Source organism: Agarivorans sp. B2Z047, from assembly GCF_023373605.1.
In the GTDB taxonomy this organism is placed as follows: Bacteria; Pseudomonadota; Gammaproteobacteria; order Enterobacterales; family Celerinatantimonadaceae; genus Agarivorans; species Agarivorans albus.
Genome location: NZ_CP088080.1, coordinates 4,565,219 through 4,580,539 on the forward strand (window position 1 = coordinate 4,565,219; position 15,321 = coordinate 4,580,539).

The 15,321-nt window shown below is 43.4% G+C and carries 15 protein-coding genes; 6 read left to right on the forward strand and 9 right to left on the reverse strand.

Features of this window, described 5'->3' with window-relative positions; genetic code table 11:
• Positions 1–121: 121 nt before the first annotated feature.
• The 3 genes from arfB to focA all read right to left on the reverse strand — a co-directional run bounded on the left by arfB (position 122) and on the right by focA (position 5,593).
• Complete coding sequence (gene arfB / locus LQZ07_RS21060; RefSeq protein WP_016403398.1) at positions 122–535, reverse strand: alternative ribosome rescue aminoacyl-tRNA hydrolase ArfB; 414 nt, start codon at positions 533–535, stop codon at positions 122–124.
• Positions 536–641: 106 nt separating this feature from the next.
• On the reverse strand, positions 642–3,089 hold the full coding sequence (locus LQZ07_RS21065; protein WP_152784190.1) for an EAL domain-containing protein: 2,448 nt from the start codon (positions 3,087–3,089) through the stop codon (positions 642–644).
• 980 nt (positions 3,090–4,069) lie between these two features.
• Positions 4,070–5,593, reverse strand: a complete 1,524-nt coding sequence (gene focA, locus LQZ07_RS21070; RefSeq protein ID WP_152784188.1) for a formate transporter FocA — start codon at positions 5,591–5,593, stop codon at positions 4,070–4,072.
• Positions 5,594–5,781: 188 nt separating this feature from the next.
• On the opposite strand from focA, the gene LQZ07_RS21075 reads away from it, so the two are divergent.
• Positions 5,782–6,687 carry a LysR substrate-binding domain-containing protein gene (locus tag LQZ07_RS21075; RefSeq protein WP_016403401.1) on the forward strand — a complete coding sequence of 302 codons (906 nt, stop codon included), beginning with the start codon at positions 5,782–5,784 and terminating at the stop codon, positions 6,685–6,687.
• Positions 6,688–7,039: 352 nt separating this feature from the next.
• Here LQZ07_RS21075 and LQZ07_RS21080 read toward each other — a convergent pair whose 3' ends face one another.
• Positions 7,040–8,095, reverse strand: coding sequence for a glycosyltransferase family 4 protein (locus LQZ07_RS21080; RefSeq protein WP_152784186.1), 1,056 nt, complete (start codon positions 8,093–8,095; stop codon positions 7,040–7,042).
• Positions 8,096–8,244: 149 nt separating this feature from the next.
• On the opposite strand from LQZ07_RS21080, the gene LQZ07_RS21085 reads away from it, so the two are divergent.
• Together LQZ07_RS21085 and LQZ07_RS21090 are read left to right on the forward strand one after the other, a co-directional pair.
• Positions 8,245–9,342: a glycosyltransferase family 4 protein gene (locus tag LQZ07_RS21085; RefSeq protein ID WP_152784184.1), complete on the forward strand. Its 1,098-nt coding sequence runs from the start codon at positions 8,245–8,247 to the stop codon at positions 9,340–9,342.
• 11 nt (positions 9,343–9,353) lie between these two features.
• Positions 9,354–10,358, forward strand: coding sequence for a hypothetical protein (locus tag LQZ07_RS21090; protein WP_152784182.1), 1,005 nt, complete (start codon positions 9,354–9,356; stop codon positions 10,356–10,358).
• A gap of 44 nt (positions 10,359–10,402) precedes the next feature.
• Here the strand turns inward: LQZ07_RS21090 and LQZ07_RS21095 are convergent, their stop codons facing one another.
• The 3 genes from LQZ07_RS21095 to LQZ07_RS21105 form a co-directional block, all read right to left on the reverse strand.
• Positions 10,403–10,738, reverse strand: coding sequence for a DUF3634 family protein (locus LQZ07_RS21095; RefSeq protein WP_016403508.1), 336 nt, complete (start codon positions 10,736–10,738; stop codon positions 10,403–10,405).
• Between the two features lie 336 nt (positions 10,739–11,074).
• Positions 11,075–11,653, reverse strand: a complete 579-nt coding sequence (locus LQZ07_RS21100; protein WP_152784180.1) for a YceI family protein — start codon at positions 11,651–11,653, stop codon at positions 11,075–11,077.
• A gap of 16 nt (positions 11,654–11,669) precedes the next feature.
• Entirely contained in the window at positions 11,670–12,221 is a 552-nt protein-coding gene (locus LQZ07_RS21105; RefSeq protein ID WP_249483342.1) for a cytochrome b, read from the reverse strand.
• A gap of 449 nt (positions 12,222–12,670) precedes the next feature.
• Here LQZ07_RS21105 and LQZ07_RS21110 point away from each other — a divergent pair, with 449 nt between their 5' ends.
• Together LQZ07_RS21110 and LQZ07_RS21115 are read left to right on the forward strand one after the other, a co-directional pair.
• Complete coding sequence (locus LQZ07_RS21110) at positions 12,671–12,838, forward strand: PA3496 family putative envelope integrity protein (RefSeq protein WP_016403511.1); 168 nt, start codon at positions 12,671–12,673, stop codon at positions 12,836–12,838.
• A gap of 73 nt (positions 12,839–12,911) precedes the next feature.
• Positions 12,912–13,325: a VOC family protein gene (locus LQZ07_RS21115; RefSeq protein WP_016403512.1), complete on the forward strand. Its 414-nt coding sequence runs from the start codon at positions 12,912–12,914 to the stop codon at positions 13,323–13,325.
• A 17-nt stretch (positions 13,326–13,342) separates the two neighbouring features.
• Here the strand turns inward: LQZ07_RS21115 and LQZ07_RS21120 are convergent, their stop codons facing one another.
• Positions 13,343–13,774: a DUF3859 domain-containing protein gene (locus LQZ07_RS21120; protein WP_152784178.1), complete on the reverse strand. Its 432-nt coding sequence runs from the start codon at positions 13,772–13,774 to the stop codon at positions 13,343–13,345.
• Between the two features lie 171 nt (positions 13,775–13,945).
• On the opposite strand from LQZ07_RS21120, the gene LQZ07_RS21125 reads away from it, so the two are divergent.
• Positions 13,946–14,389 carry a DUF2059 domain-containing protein gene (locus tag LQZ07_RS21125; RefSeq protein WP_016403514.1) on the forward strand — a complete coding sequence of 148 codons (444 nt, stop codon included), beginning with the start codon at positions 13,946–13,948 and terminating at the stop codon, positions 14,387–14,389.
• A gap of 59 nt (positions 14,390–14,448) precedes the next feature.
• Here the strand turns inward: LQZ07_RS21125 and LQZ07_RS21130 are convergent, their stop codons facing one another.
• Positions 14,449–15,102, reverse strand: coding sequence for a 7-cyano-7-deazaguanine/7-aminomethyl-7-deazaguanine transporter (locus tag LQZ07_RS21130; RefSeq protein WP_016403515.1), 654 nt, complete (start codon positions 15,100–15,102; stop codon positions 14,449–14,451).
• Positions 15,103–15,321 lie beyond the last annotated feature (219 nt).

Consider the following 15,321-nt stretch of genomic DNA (forward strand, 5'->3'; position numbering starts at 1 on the left):
GTTACACATAAAAATTGCAGACGTCAGCCGCTAAGGAAAAGATTGTGGCAGTTTCCGAAGATTTTCCGAGCGAGGTCACGAGCTGAAAAAACTCACGAAATGAAATAGCAGAAATGCGCGTTTAGTAAGAAATTTTCCCACGTAGCTGCTTGGTTTGGCCACGCTGCGTTTTTTTATCCATGCGGCGACGCTGAGAGCCATAAGTAGCCTTGGTTGGACGGCGTTTTTTTTGTACAACCACCGCGCTTAGGATCAACTCTTTTAAGCGTTGTAAGGCATCTTCTTTATTTCGTTCTTGAGTACGATGACTTTGCGCCTTAATGATTAATACACCGTCTTTACTTATGCGTTGATCGTTGAGCTTAAGCAAGCGCTCTTTATAAAATGCAGGCAAGCTTGAATGGGGAATATCAAAGCGTAAATGTACCGCGCTAGAGACTTTATTTACGTTTTGCCCGCCAGCACCTTGAGCACGAATAGCGCTAAGCTCAATTTCCCATTCACCTAAACTAACGGTATTAGATATTTCCAGCATAATTAATTAGTAGCCTGTGCGCCTAGAAGTGGTCATTGTAACAAACTGCAGCAAGGGGCAATACCAAAGTATCAAGCCTTAATGGCCACCAAATGTTGAACGGCTATTAGCGTTTTTGTGGCAGCAAACAAGCGGAGCTTTCACTAAGCATGAGTTCAAACTCATCATGAGGCAAGGGTTTAGCAAACCAGTAACCTTGGGCAAAATCACATCCAGCTTCACGCAGTAAGTTAGCTTGGTGCTCTGTTTCAATACCTTCTGCAATAACATGAATGCCCAGTTTATGCGCCATCACCACAATCGCTTTACACACAATTAAGTCATCACCGTCTTGCTCAAGGTTATGAATGAACATGCGATCAATCTTGAGATATTCAATATCAAATTTTTGCAGGTAAGCCAGTGAAGAATAACCGGTACCAAAGTCGTCTAAGGCTACCTCAACGCCAGCCTTGCTAAAGGCTAATAGCTTTTCATTCACTACTGGGCTGTTTTCCATCAGCAAACCTTCGGTAATTTCCATTACCACATCGGCGCTAGATAAACCCGCTTCCGACAATTCGTTTAGCCACTGATTAACATCGCACTCTGCTTCATAATATTGTTTGGGAGAAGTATTAATACTTAGTTGAATAGGGCTTAAGCCACGCTCTTTCCAGGCTTTTAGTTGAGCAACCGCGGTGCTAAATACCCAATTGCCAATTTCTACTACCACACCAGTTTCTTCAGCAACATGAATAAAGTCGCTAGGGCTAATCCAACCTTGGCTAGGGTGTAACCAGCGAACCAGGACTTCAGCCTTAAGCAGCTCTCCGGTATTCAAGTCCACAATTGGTTGGTAGTGTAAATGCAGCTGCTTTTTCGCTACCGCTTGGCGTAAATCGTTTGCTAACAAACGGCGTACTTGAGCCTGCTCCTGCAAGGATGCAGTGAAGTAACTTAAACGGTTACGCCCCTCTTGTTTGGCCACATACATTGCTTGGTCGGCATGTTTTAGAAGGTCGTCAATTTTCTCGCCATCATTTGGCGAAAACGCCACACCGATGCTGGTTGAAATATACACCCGCTCAATGCCAAGTTGGAACGGGGTGCTCAAGGTTTTAAGTACCGCCTCACCCAATTCCGCTACCCTGCTACCGTCACCGGATTCTTTGAGCAAGATAATAAACTCGTCGCCACCTAAGCGGGCGACATGTTCACCTTGCAATATACAATGCTGAATACGCTGAGCAGCAATTTGCAGCAACATATCGCCCATGTCGTGACCCAGAGTATCGTTAATGCCTTTAAATTGGTCTAAATCCAACAGCATTAAACTCACACGTTCGGTTTCTAAACGCGTGGCAAGAGCATCACTAAGAAGCCGATTGAGCATACGCCGATTAGGTAAGCCGGTAAGTGGGTCAAAGTTTGCTTGCTGCCATACTTGCTCTTCGGCCTTTTTACGCACCGCAACTTCTTTACTAAGAGCCGCAGTTCGCTGTTTAACTCGCTGTTCCAACAAAGTCCTGCTGGTATAAACCTCACCAGCCATGGCATTAAACTTGGCAATTAACGCGGCAATCTCAACCGGTATAAACCAGCGTTTAGGGTTTACAAACTTGCCCATCTCACCATGAGAAATACCTTGAGCAGTATCTACTACTTGGCTAATTGGCCGGACAATCATACAGGCCAAATACCAGCTAATTACGCCCACCACAAATACACATAACAGGCTAACAAAAAATGCATAGCGCTGCAGTTTTAAAGAGTAGGCCTGAAGCTCAGTGAGGGGTTGAGGAACAATAATCCCCCAGCCAGTATTTTCGACCTTGGCATAACCTGCGATCATGTCGGCTTGCAATGCGGGTGAATAAAACTCGCTCACACCAAAGTTGTTATCGCGCATCAACACGACTGGAGCTAAACCAGAAAGATCTTTCGCTCGAATACTCCACTGCTCGTTAGGGTGCGCTAAAACTCGCCCGTATTGATCAAAAATAGCCACATGTCCTAGCTCACCAAATCGCACTTCAGACTGACTTTCTAGCAGGTATTGGGTGCCCAAAGCGCCCATTAGGAAACGATCTTGGCCTTGGTAAACCGCTAAAAAGATGGTCGGCTGAGGCACCCCTTCTACCACTACCCCACTAAAATACACTTGGTTTTTGTTCGCTCGAGCTTGCTCCATAGCTACTTGAACCTGCGCTGGCACACTGTTGAAAATGCTTAAGGTTGATTCGCCATAAAAGAAGCGTTGGCCTCGCCCTTGCTGCCACTCAAACAAGGCGTATAAGTTTATTTCTTTAAGTAGTGGTGATAAGTCATTATGAAAATGTTCAAGGCTGATTTGCTGGTTAGCACTGCTAAAAATAGCCGCTGTATCGTTGGCATAACGAGCCAGTGCAGTACTTAGATTGCGCGCGATAAGTAAGTGCTTTTCATGCACTGTGGCGGTTTCATTTTGTTGAACTTGATGCTGAACCCAAGAGCTAACCATTAAGGTCGGCAGCAAAGCCGCAAACATGCAAATAACAAACAAAATATAACGTAGAGAGATCCGCCGATTCATCCTTGAGCCAGATATGTTAAAAAACAAACGCCGATTTTACATGATATTCATCCATATATGAGTTAATTTTTGCAAAAACAACGCTTAATTGAGCAAGCACTTTTAGCGCTATGTATTTATGCTTAACTTAAGTAGCTCACAGCCCAAAGATTTAAGGCACTTATTTAGTCTTTTGCAGATAAAATTTGGTTAAAACTATTCGCAGCTATGTGGCATCAAGCACCTCAAATAGCACCCTACATATGAATCAATAAATCTGATACATATTGAAAACTTAACAAAAGTGCAGTTATTAGCTAATTGAAACCCAGCTAAGTATTTTCTAATTGCTTACATTCAGTCAAATTCGCCCCATTCATCGCTTAACAAACCCTTTTGGGAGCTAAGCTAAACCGCAATAGCAGCCCTTAGGGCAAACCAGCACTTGCTCAAGCACTCTGTCAATCAAACATGAGAATACTTAAGCCAAAAGCCTCCTCCTTAACAAAGGAAAATAATCCTCAAAAAAACAAAAACTTAGATGAAACATCATTTTTTATGATACCAATAGAAATAGCCCCATACTGGCAGCACAATCGAAACAATCAGCCTACCTAGCGAACATTGATGTCGCCACAAAGCTCGCCAATGCACGCTTTACCGGCTAGCCATAAGCTAGTTAAACCATTGTTTTTATTAATCATAAACTCTGTCCCTTAGTTACCTCTATTGGAAAACAGCAAATTCAGTTTTAAGGTCTTACTTGTTAGCTAGGTAAGCGATAACTCAGTTTGTAAAAGATAATTAAAGAAGTAGGCTCTACAAGCAAAGCAGCATGAGTATAGGACAGTAGTTACGTTAACTACCTGTAAAATGGCGATTAAAGCTTGTTCTAAAAGCTGGATTTATTGATTTTCGCCCATAAAAAAGCAGCTGCGTAAGGGCAGCTGCTCATAAGAGTAATTTATATCAAGCTAGCATCACTAGCCTAGCGATAAAGCTTACGCGACTGATTCAGCCACCTCAGCTTGTGGCTCTTCTAACTTTACCGGGGCTCCTAAAGCTGGGCGTAGGGCTTTAAGTACTTGGTGACGTGTAACCACACCAACTAGTTTGCCACTATCTACTACTGGGAAAATCTTCGGACGGTAAACACTACTGTTACGTAAACGCTCTTCTAAAGGCTGGTGAGTAGAGCTTAACAAAACACCTGACTCAGATACTGGGTAAACTTGGGCAACATCAACACTCATGTACTCAGCTAATTTTAATAAGTTGTGATTAGGTGCCACGGTCATAATATCCTTTTGCATAATGCTTGCTACGGTTGTTGTACTTGGTTTGCTGTAATCTTCTAGCCACAGTTTTCTTAAAATTTCTAACTCTGAAACAAAGCCTTGTAGCTCGTTGTTTTCGTTTACCACAACCGCTCCAGATAACTCTTGAGCTACCAGCGCGTCACAAGCACTTGCAATGGTCATGTCAGGGCTAAGTGCATTGTCGGCAGGAGACATGATGTCAGCGACTGTAATTGTTTTTAAGTTTTGCATAGTAGGTTCTCCAACAGGACCAGAATATTGATTTGATAAAACAGAAAATTTAGGACGTACAGGCTCAAGCTGACTACCGCGGCTATATACCGACCAGTAACCCAAGCCTACAATCACTGCGCCGCCAATAATGTTGCCGATAGTGACTGGTATTAAATTGTGTGAGGCAAAATTAGCCCAAGTTAGGTGCTCAAATGCACTTGCTTGAACGCCAACTTGTGCCCAAAAGCTAGGTTCAGCCCAGGCTTTAATTGCAATGCCGAGCGGTACCATAAACATGTTTGCCACTACGTGTTCGAAGCCAGTACTAACAAACATGGCGACAGGCAATATCACCAAGGCAGCTTTAGCGGCACTGGTTTTAGCACTAAAGGTCATCCATACGGCTAAGCACACCAATAAGTTACATAACATGCCCAGCATCACCGCTTGCATAAAGCCATGTTCCAATTTGTGTTGCGCTATAGATAAAGCATTAAGCCCCCACTGACCGTGATCTAGCTGGTAAAGCTTTGCGCCACTCACCACCAGTACTAGCAGTAAGGCGCCAACAAAGTTGCCTAGGTATACTTTGCTCCAGTTAGCTAGCATGGCGCGTGTATTAAGCTGCCCATTGGCCCGCGGAATAATTGACAACACGCTACTAGTGAATAGCTCACCGCCACATACCACCAACATCACTAAACCTAAGCTAAAAGCCAAGCCACCAAGTAAGCGACTAACTCCCCAGCCCACTCCTGAAGATCCAGTAGTTACCGTAATGTAAAAAACAAAAGCTAAACCAATAAACACGCCAGCACTAAGCGCTAAACTCAAGGTTTTAGCAGTAGTATTAGTTGCCTTTTTATAAGCATACTGCTCGGCAAACTGGGTCATTTGATCGGGGCTTAGCGCGGCGGATGAAAGGCTCTCTTTAGGCTTTTCACTGCTTACTACTGTAGGAGCTGGCAATCGCTCCACTTGAATATGATTCATCTACACTAAAACCTGTAATAACAAGCAACTAGAGTCGCTAATGACTGAACGTGTTATTACAATATCGAGAAAGCATTGGGCTGGTAAGCGGATAATTTTTATGAGCTATATCAAAACTTCTTATAGCACCTATGTTTACTATACTTAGCAGCTAATACAGCCTCTTAAAAACATTTCTGGAGTAAGCGATGCGCTATTCTTTAAAGCAACTTACCGTATTTGAAGCCGTTGCAACCCACGGCAGCGTAAGTGCAGCCGCCGACAAGCTCGCGCTCACTCAGTCTGCCGCGAGCATGTCGTTGGCTCAGCTTGAAAAACTATTAGGAAAGCCACTATTTGATAGGCGCGGCAAGCGGATGGTGCTTAGCCAGTGGGGCCTGTGGCTGCGCCCAAAGGCCAAGCAATTACTGTTAGACGCCATGCAAATTGAAGAAGGGTTTGCCGAACAGCAGCTAGTAAGTGGCGAGCTGCAGCTGTGCGCTAGCCAAACCGCAGCAGAACACTTAATCCCGGATCTCATCAGTAATATTGATAATAACTTCCCGCAGCTACGCATTAGCTTTTCCGTAGAAAATACCGCTGAAGTGATTAATGGCTTAATTAACTACGATTACCAGCTAGGTGTGATTGAAGGGCGCTGCGACGATGACCGAATAGCCCACCAAGTATGGTGTAACGACCACTTGGTGATTGTGGCAGCCGCCCACCACCCTTACGCAAAATTAGAGCGGGTGAGTATTGCCCAGCTCGAGCAGGCTCGTTGGGTACTGCGCGAGCAAGGAGCAGGCACCCGGAGAGTGTTTGATAGTGCTATTCAAGGCACCATTGACTCGCTAAAGGTTCACCGGGAATACGAGCACGTGCCGGTGCTGCGCTCCTTAGTGGCCAACAATAGCTATTTAAGCTGCCTGCCTTACCTAGACGTAATAAAAGCTCTAGAGTTAGGTGAGCTGGTTAGGCTAAACGTACCAGAGCTAAATATTGAACGATCGTTATCTTTTGTATGGCGTAACGACACCCCCGAAAACCCACTTCGCGATTTAGTGATTACTGAAGCGAAGCGCATGTTCAAAGTCCACCATCGCGATATGTAACTAAAAGGCTTGCATATAAAAACAAAAGCACCTAGATTAAATGATAATGATTATCATTTAATCTAGGTGCTTTATGAATCGCTTATGTCTTTTGTCTAGCTTACTTAGCAGCAGTGCCATAGCAAATACAGTTCCCAGCTCTGAGAGCCTAAACCAATGGGAATCGCTGGCCGTGGCTTTATCACTGCTCGCTACAGCAGTATTTTGCTTATGGGTAATCCGCAAAATAAAAAAGGCGCTAAGCGCGCCCTCACCAAATAGCTTGCCTAGCCATTGGCCAACAGAGCCAGTTGCTAGAAAAACATCAATAACAATAGTATCGAGCTAGGCCAATAGCTTACATTAGCCAATGTTATATGCTGGTACCAAAATCCTCATAAACTTTCTGATATTGCTGTTGAGTGCGCTGCAAAGAAAACTCATCCAAAACCCGTTGCCGCCCTGCGCGACCAAATTCAATGAGTCGCTGCGGTTCAGCGAGTGCAGTTTGGATGATCTCTGCTAGCTTTTGGCTATCATCAAAATCAAATAACCAACCATTTTGCTGCTCTTGCACCAGCACTCCATTTCCGCCCACCTTGCTAGCAACCACTGCCCGCTTGTAGGCCAATGCCTCCATAATGGCCAAAGACATACCTTCGGTTCTTGACGTCATCGCCAGCAATTCGAAACAGTTATAGATTTTGCTGCGATCGCTTACCATTCCATGGAAAACGACTTCGGCATTAGCCAAATGCTGTTGGGTAAACTCTTGCAGCGGAGCCAACTGGTCGCCGGTGCCAAAAAAGTGCACTTCAACCTTTTGTTGTATATCACTAGGCAATAAGCGGATTGCTTCAAGCAAACTAATTTGGTGTTTAAGGCTTACTAAGCGCCCAACTGAGCCAATACGTAAACGCCCATCTTGCGGATGAGGAACAATATCTTTCTCCTCCGGCATGGCAATACCGTTATCAATTACCGAAGAATCTACATGCTCCCAACCGTGCTCTTCGTGAAAGATATGCTGACCCTCTTCCGAAACAAAACAAATGCTGTCGATAAATCGGCGGGCAAAGCGGTGCACTTTACGCCAACGATTAGTCGCTAATCGCGCTGCGCCATGGCGGGTATAAACAATTTTACGCTCTAAACAAAAAGGCAAGATAGGTAGGGACAACATAACTGCAGAAGGAGAATGCATGTGAATAATTGGGTGACGCCGATAAGCTTGCCACAAGCGCAATTGCACAAGACCTTTCATGCCGCGTATTACCGTCACTTTAATATTAAGCTCTTCAGCAACCGCCACAAGAGGGTCATCATGATGCCCCAGAGATATAATTTCAGGCTCCATTCCCTGAGCACGCTGTTCTACACATAAATCAATAACAAAGCGTTCTGCTCCTCCCACCTGTAAACTACTCACAACATGAGATATCTTTTTACTTAACGCGCTATTCACAATATCATTACTTATTTGACTATCCTTAGTGGCATTATGATAAGCCAGTTAGGGGTGAAGGATCACTCTCTAACTCAAAGAATTTGTTAATTTTTATCAAAGGGTTTAACAGAATGGATTCTTCATTGCGAGTACTTGAGGTGGTACAAAGCCTCGAGCGAGGCGGTCGCACAGTTAGATTCATTACCACCGTAGCTGGATTAAGAGACAACGGTGTGTTTGTGCTGCCGGTAAGTTTTAAAACGCCTCACAGTAACGATCAACAACCCGACCAGCTAGAAGTGCTACATACTAAGGCCTTTGACGGCCCTTGTATTTTCTACAACTTAGTCAGATTGATTAAAAAACACCGGATTAACTTAGTTCATTGCCACTGCGACCGCAGTATGATTTGGGCAGGTTTGGCAGCCAAAGTGTGCAATGTGCCTACTGTACTTACTTTTCATCGTTCAATTTTACGCTACTACCAAGAAAATCGAATAAATCGCATTTTAAGGCGCTTAGCCAACTGCTTTGTTGCAGTTTCCGAGCAACGCAGGCAGTTGCTTATGCAAAACCTGGGCTTAAGCGAACAACGCTGCTTAGCGAATCATGCGGGAGTCGATACCCAAATTGCTCCTTTACAACCTGCTCAAGCGCGCAAAAACCTGCAGCTTCCCGAAAATCAAATTATTTTGTTTAGTGCCGGCCACTTAGGGCGAATTAAAGGCCATCAAGATACACTAAAGGCATTTAAACTGTTGCCACAGCAGCAAAACTGCCAGTTATTTATAGCAGGCAGTGGCTCAAAAAAAGAGAGCAAAGCACTGCTGCGCTATCGCGATAAATTAGGACTGCAAGAACGGGTGCATTTCCTTGGGCAAATTAATAACACTGCTGAATGGATGGAGGCTGCAGACATTTTTGTGCAACCTTCGTTAGAAGAAGCCTTTGGTCTAGTATTTATCGAAGCGGGCTTGCGCCATACTCCTGTAGTGGCAACCCAGGTTGGTGGTATCCCCGATATTGTAATAGATGGTGAAACCGGCTTTTTAGTGCCAGCCGCAAAGCCAGAACAATTAGCAGCCACCATTTCTAAGCTAATTGATTCTGAAGCATTGCGCGAAAAACTTGGTGAGGCAGCAGAGCAGCGTGTTCGCTCACAGTTCGATACCCAGCATATGATTAATAATTATTTAGGTATTTTTAACCAACTTCTCAAGGAAGCTTAAGCGAGAGCAGCATGGACAAGAACTCGATAACCGTTGTAATTACCCCGCGAGACCGTTACTCAGGCATTATTAATTGTATTCGCAATTTATACCTATGCACCGAACAACGCTTTGAGCTAAAAGTCATCGACTTAGATTATCCGTCTTCACTTAAGCAAAAAATCGAAAAAGAGCTAGCTCAACACCATAATGCCGAACTGCTTAGCTATGGTTTAATCTCGCCAATTCAAGCGATGCAAAAAGTGAGACCTCTTATCGAAACAGAGTACGTAATGTTTCTTGATAATGACTCAAACGTAACGGCCAATTGGCTTCCACCGCTATTAGAGATAGCCAACAGTGATCCACAAATTGCGGTGGTAAACCCGGTAACACTCGAGAAAGAAGGTGTTGATAAAGGCGCAGAGTTACGTAATCACCTATTCACAAATGCAGTTCATACCATTGATTATCAAGGTGAAGATTATCTTATTGAACATAAGTCTTTTCGCCGCTCATTACCTGAGGAGCTTCCTCAAGGTATCCAAGAAAGTGAAATGTTCGAGCTACATGGCGTGCTGTTTAGCACTAAAGCCTTAAAAGACATTGAACTGCCAGATATGGTGATTCGCGAACACATCGATATAGGCATTCAACTTCGTCAAAAGGCTTACAAAATTGTCACTCAGCCTGAATCAATCATTATTTTTGATAATCTAGGCACCAGAATGGCTTGGTACGACATGAAGTTCTTCTTCTTCCGTTGGCACCCCAAATATACCGAAGCCTCCTCGCGCCTTTTTGAACAGCGCTGGGGATACCGTTTCTATTCCGAACAAGCGATGTACTTATGGGTATTTAGACGTAAGGTATTTTTATTTGCCCGTTGGTTATACGTTCCGGTGAATGGGGCAAATATGGCAGTGCGTATTGCCGCCAAGCTTCGCTCATATATTAAGCCTGTATGGGATCCCATCAAAGGTGTGGAGCAAAAAGCCTCCCCCGCTCCACTCAGTATGTTTTCTAAAGCCAAATAAAAAAAGCCCGGCATAAACCGGGCTTTTTTCTTTTTTGTAAATTCTTAGTCTAAAGAAACACTACCGTTTATATCCGAAGATTTGCTGTCATACAGTTTATGAGGAAATTGTTTTTCCAAATAGATTTGGTCAGACTGAGCGATGGAAGAAGAAAAGCGCAGCTTCATTTTTCCGTCACTGTTAATACCTTTAACCAAGCCAACAACCTTGCGGCCGCGCATCATTTGACGACAATCGTGAACGAAAGAGCTTGGCACATGACCTTTAACCACGGTGACTTTTCCGGAACGCAATTCACACACAAAGGTGTAATGAATATGCCTCAAACGGTACACCAAAACTGCTAAAGCAATAAAGCCAATCACTATGCTGATAGTCAAACGAACACTCCCTGTGTTTAGTTGCTAGCCGAGTAAAATCAAAGCGTTATTGAGCCTTGAAGTGAATAAACTCAACAAGGGTAATATTATGCGCTTCGTTTGACTAGGTTTAAGTTCAAAATTTTGATAGCAATCAGTAATTTATGCTTGTTTTGATAGCTTGATCAACAAAATATTTACAAACAACAACTTGAAAACATTTTCAATAATTTGACAAAAGCGAACAATAGTTAACTAGATAATTAAGTTAAACGTACAGAAAACCAGCTCATTAAGAGTGAAAAATAGGCGGGAGGAAAAGACTCGCTGCCATAGCTGACAGCGAGAACCTTAAACTTACTTCTTAATACCTTCGATCACTAAGTCCATTGCTACGGTCGTAGATTTAGGACCAAGGTTAGTAGGAATACCAAAGTCTTTCATTACTAATTCTGTTAAGCCAACAAAGCCAGCACGATAACCGCCCCATGGGTCTTTACCTTCACCCACTTTAGTCACATCAATCACGATGTCTTTTGTCACGCCACGCAGCGTAAGCTGACCATAAAGCTTGCCACCTTCATCACCATTCGCTTCATATTTGCTGCTGGTAAAGCTTGCTTCTGGGTATTGGTCTACCGCCAGAAAGTCTTTACTGCGAATGTGCTTGTCACGCTCAGCGTGATTAGAGTTCACCGAAGTAGCATCAATTTTAACGCTAACGGTAGTCGCCTCTGGCGCCGCTTGGTCGTAACTAAAGTCACCACTAAAGGTATCAAAGCGGCCTACTACAAAGCTGTAACCTAAATGGTTAACTTTAAAGTTAATTGAAGCATGTGCACCGCGAGTATCAATGGTGTAATCGGCAGCGCTAGCCGGTAAGGCTAAGCCCATAGTACTGGCTAACAATAATGCGGCTTTAAGTTGTGTATTCATTGTCTGTCCCTTTAGGTTATTTAGTCGACTTAAGCATTCGAACTAAGGTGTTATCTTTATCTATAAAGTGATGTTTTAGAGCAGCAAAAGCATGACCTGCAGCCAATACAATTAGTGCCCAAGCTAAAATCTCATGAATATCACCAGCCAGCTCTTCTTGCTGAGCAATACCGGTAATAGTGGCGGGAACCTCAAACCATTCAAACACTACAATGGCACGTCCATCGGCGGTAGAAATGAGGTAACCCGAAATCATTAAACAAAATAATAGTGCGTAAAGCAGCCAATGACCGACTTTAGCTCCCTGCTTTTCCCAAGCCTTATGGTTAGGTGGAGACTCTGGATGTGGATTCAACATTCTCCAAATCAGCCGGAATAGCATCAACATAAACAACAATATCCCAACACTTTTATGGATCATCGGGGCGGTTTGGTACCAACTAGAGTAATAGTTTAAATCAACCATAAATAACCCTAGCCCAAACAAAGCAAAAACACTTACTGCCACCAACCAATGGATAACGATGGCTACCCATCCATAAGTCTGTTTGGTATTGCGAATACTCACTCGGTCCCCTTAAATATCTTCTGATACTACGTCGATGAAACTAGCATCGCTTAAATCCACAATGAAAAAAATTGAATTTTATGTGAAAAATCATTCGAACAATTAGAAAGAAAACCGCTCAAAGTTTTACTTCTCTCTCAAAAAAGCAACAAAATATCAGCAAAAGATCTTAGTTTATTTGTACTTTTAGTCTTAAAGCATAGTGCTAAATAAAGCTTAAAAGCGCCTTAAAAACCAAGATTTAACCAGCCAAGTGGAAAGTTGCCTATGCGCCATGGCATAGCTTGTTTGCGGCAGGCTAACGTCACATTACAGTAATAAAATATTCATTTTACCTACTATACTTTTTACTGCACATTTTGCGTGTCTCGCAGCCGCGAGAAGAAATCACATTGGGCACAAAACACTAGGTATGTTGGGCCCAATAAAGTAAGGCTTGGAGTAGGCTTATGAAACGATCACGCTTTGATGATATGGATGAATGGGATGAAGAAGACCTGGTCCATAACGCAAAAAGTCATAAAAACCAGCGGGACAAAGCACGTGCTCGTCGCCGCATCGACGAATACAACGAGCGGAAACAATTAGAACGCTACATAGACGAAGACTATAACTAGTCACAGTAATCGCGGAGGGGGAAGTGTTGGCACTTCCCCCTTTTCTATTACCATCACAACAAGGTATTTAGCTATGCAAGCCATTATTCCCTACCTTAATTTTTCAGGTAAAGCCGAACAAGCTTTAGCTTTTTATCAGCACTGCTTTAAAGGCGACGTTATTGCATTAATGCGCTTTAGCGATAATCAAACCGACATGCCAATTCCCGATGAGTTATTGAATAAAGTGATGCATTGTCACTTCAAAGCCGGAGAACTGGAGTTTATGGCATCCGATGGTATGCCCGGAGAGCAGCTAAAAAGCGCGGGTAATATCGAGCTCAACTTAAACTTTTCAGACTTGGCCGAGCAACAACAGGTGTTCGAAAAACTCTCTGAAAACGGCAGCATCACCATGGGTTTACAAGATACGTTTTGGCAAGCGCGTTTTGCTAGAGTGTGCGACCAGTTTGGCATCAACTGGATGCTAAATTGCCCTCTTAACTAAAAAGTTGATGATGTTACTTACATGCCACGTTTGCGGAAAAACTGCGCGGGATCACCGAGGCTCTCTCTATACAACTCAAACGACTTCTCAGCAATTATCTCTCCTGCTAATTCAATGGTCATGCGCCAAGTTCCTAGCTTATTGCTAATAGGAGCCCAAATAGTATCACCTAAGTAAAAATCCCAATCGTTGCTGCGAATGTACTCCTCACCATCAAAAGGCGCCATAACCTCGCCATCTTCATCTGGGATGTTGGGGTGGTAGATGCAATAGCGAACCTTCTGGCCTTTGGCTTTCTTAATATTAATAATCAAGCCGAATTCAACATCTATTTGAGCTTCAACTTGAGTGGTAAATTGGCTAACCTGCGGCAGTGCTTTGGCATCGCTATCCCATTTATTGTAAATACCGTAACTGTGTAACTTAACTTGGGGTTTTGCCTTTACCATTGCTGTAAAACTCGCCTAATTGAATATCTAAACTCTCTATTTTACCTTAGACCTAGCTTTAGCTGCCATTACAATCCTTTCCCCCGCTTTACTTAAGGTGTAGGCTAAAAGCATAAATGAATCATAGCTTGGCCTTTAAGCCACCAGCAAAATTTTCTCAAGGATGAACCTATGAAAAAGCTACTGACAGCAGCCCTTGTTTTTGCCAGTTGTTCACTGCAAGCAGCGCCCATTAATGAATTGTTGGAGCTCAACGACAGTGAATTGCAAATGCAGATAATTCGTAACAATCTCAATCAAGCACTAATTCGTCAAAACCCTCCTTTAGAGAACTTTCGACCAGTACTGGACGAGTGGGCAAACACCTATCTGACTTGGGAAGAGATGAAACCAAAGATTGCTGAGGTTTATCTAAAACACTTTACAGATGAAGAGCTAGAGCAGCTAGTCGCATTTTATAAAACTCCGGTAGGCAAAAAGAGCCAAGAGCTAAACGCTACATTAATTCGTGAAAGCGCGCTGGCTAGCGCTTTGGTGGCTAAGGGGCATCACAAAAAACTTGAGGAAATGTTGCAGCAGGCCGCAGCCAAACAAAAACAACAAACAGGCAACTAAACGACGGCGTATCTTGTTGTAATGCCAGCATCAACAAGCTGGCATTACAATAGCAAGCTTTACGCTAATGCTTTATTAGCTTTTAAACGGCTTTGCAAAAAGTGTAATAACATGCCGTACAGCGGAACAAACAAAGCAAGATTAACCGCAAGTTTAAAGCCATAATCTACCCACGCTATCTCTACCCAATGTTCAGCCATAAAGGCGTCGCTGCTGGCATAAAAGGCCACCGCAAAGAATAAGAAAGTATCCACCAAGTTGCCAAACACACTTGAGCCCGCAGGCGCTACCCACCAGTGCTTAAGCTGGCGTAAACGGTCAAACACTTTTACATCCAATAGTTGACCTACCGAATAAGCCAAAAAGCTCGCCAAAGCAATACGCGCAACAAAGGCGTTCCAGGCTAACAAGCCGGCTAAACCTTGATATTCACCTTGATAAAACAGTACCGACACAATGTAGCTCACCACTAGGGCAGGCAACATTGCGGTGAAAATAATCTTTCTAGCTCTGCTTGCACCAAACAAGCGAACGGTAAGGTCGGTGGCTAGAAATATAAATGGGAAAGTAAACGCGCCCCAAGTGGTGTGAAAACCAAATATAGTGAAGGGCAATTGCACTAAATAATTACTAGCGGCAATAGTAACGATATGAAATAAAGCGAGAATAATAACACTGCGGCGCTCGGCCTCAGTTAATTGTAAAAACCACATTATAGAACTACCTATCTTTTTGTTAATTGGGGGTGAGAGAACCCAAGGGCGGCGGAGTATTCCACAACTATAAGCTAACTGCAATAGCTAAACGATTAGTCAAGAAATCATCGCTATTTGATTTTTTTGGTGATAACTAACAGTTTTTAAGCAAACACACCTCTCAAGGCTTCGCTCGCTGTCCGTTCTTAGTTAAACTGAGCTATTGCCCTGCCCGCG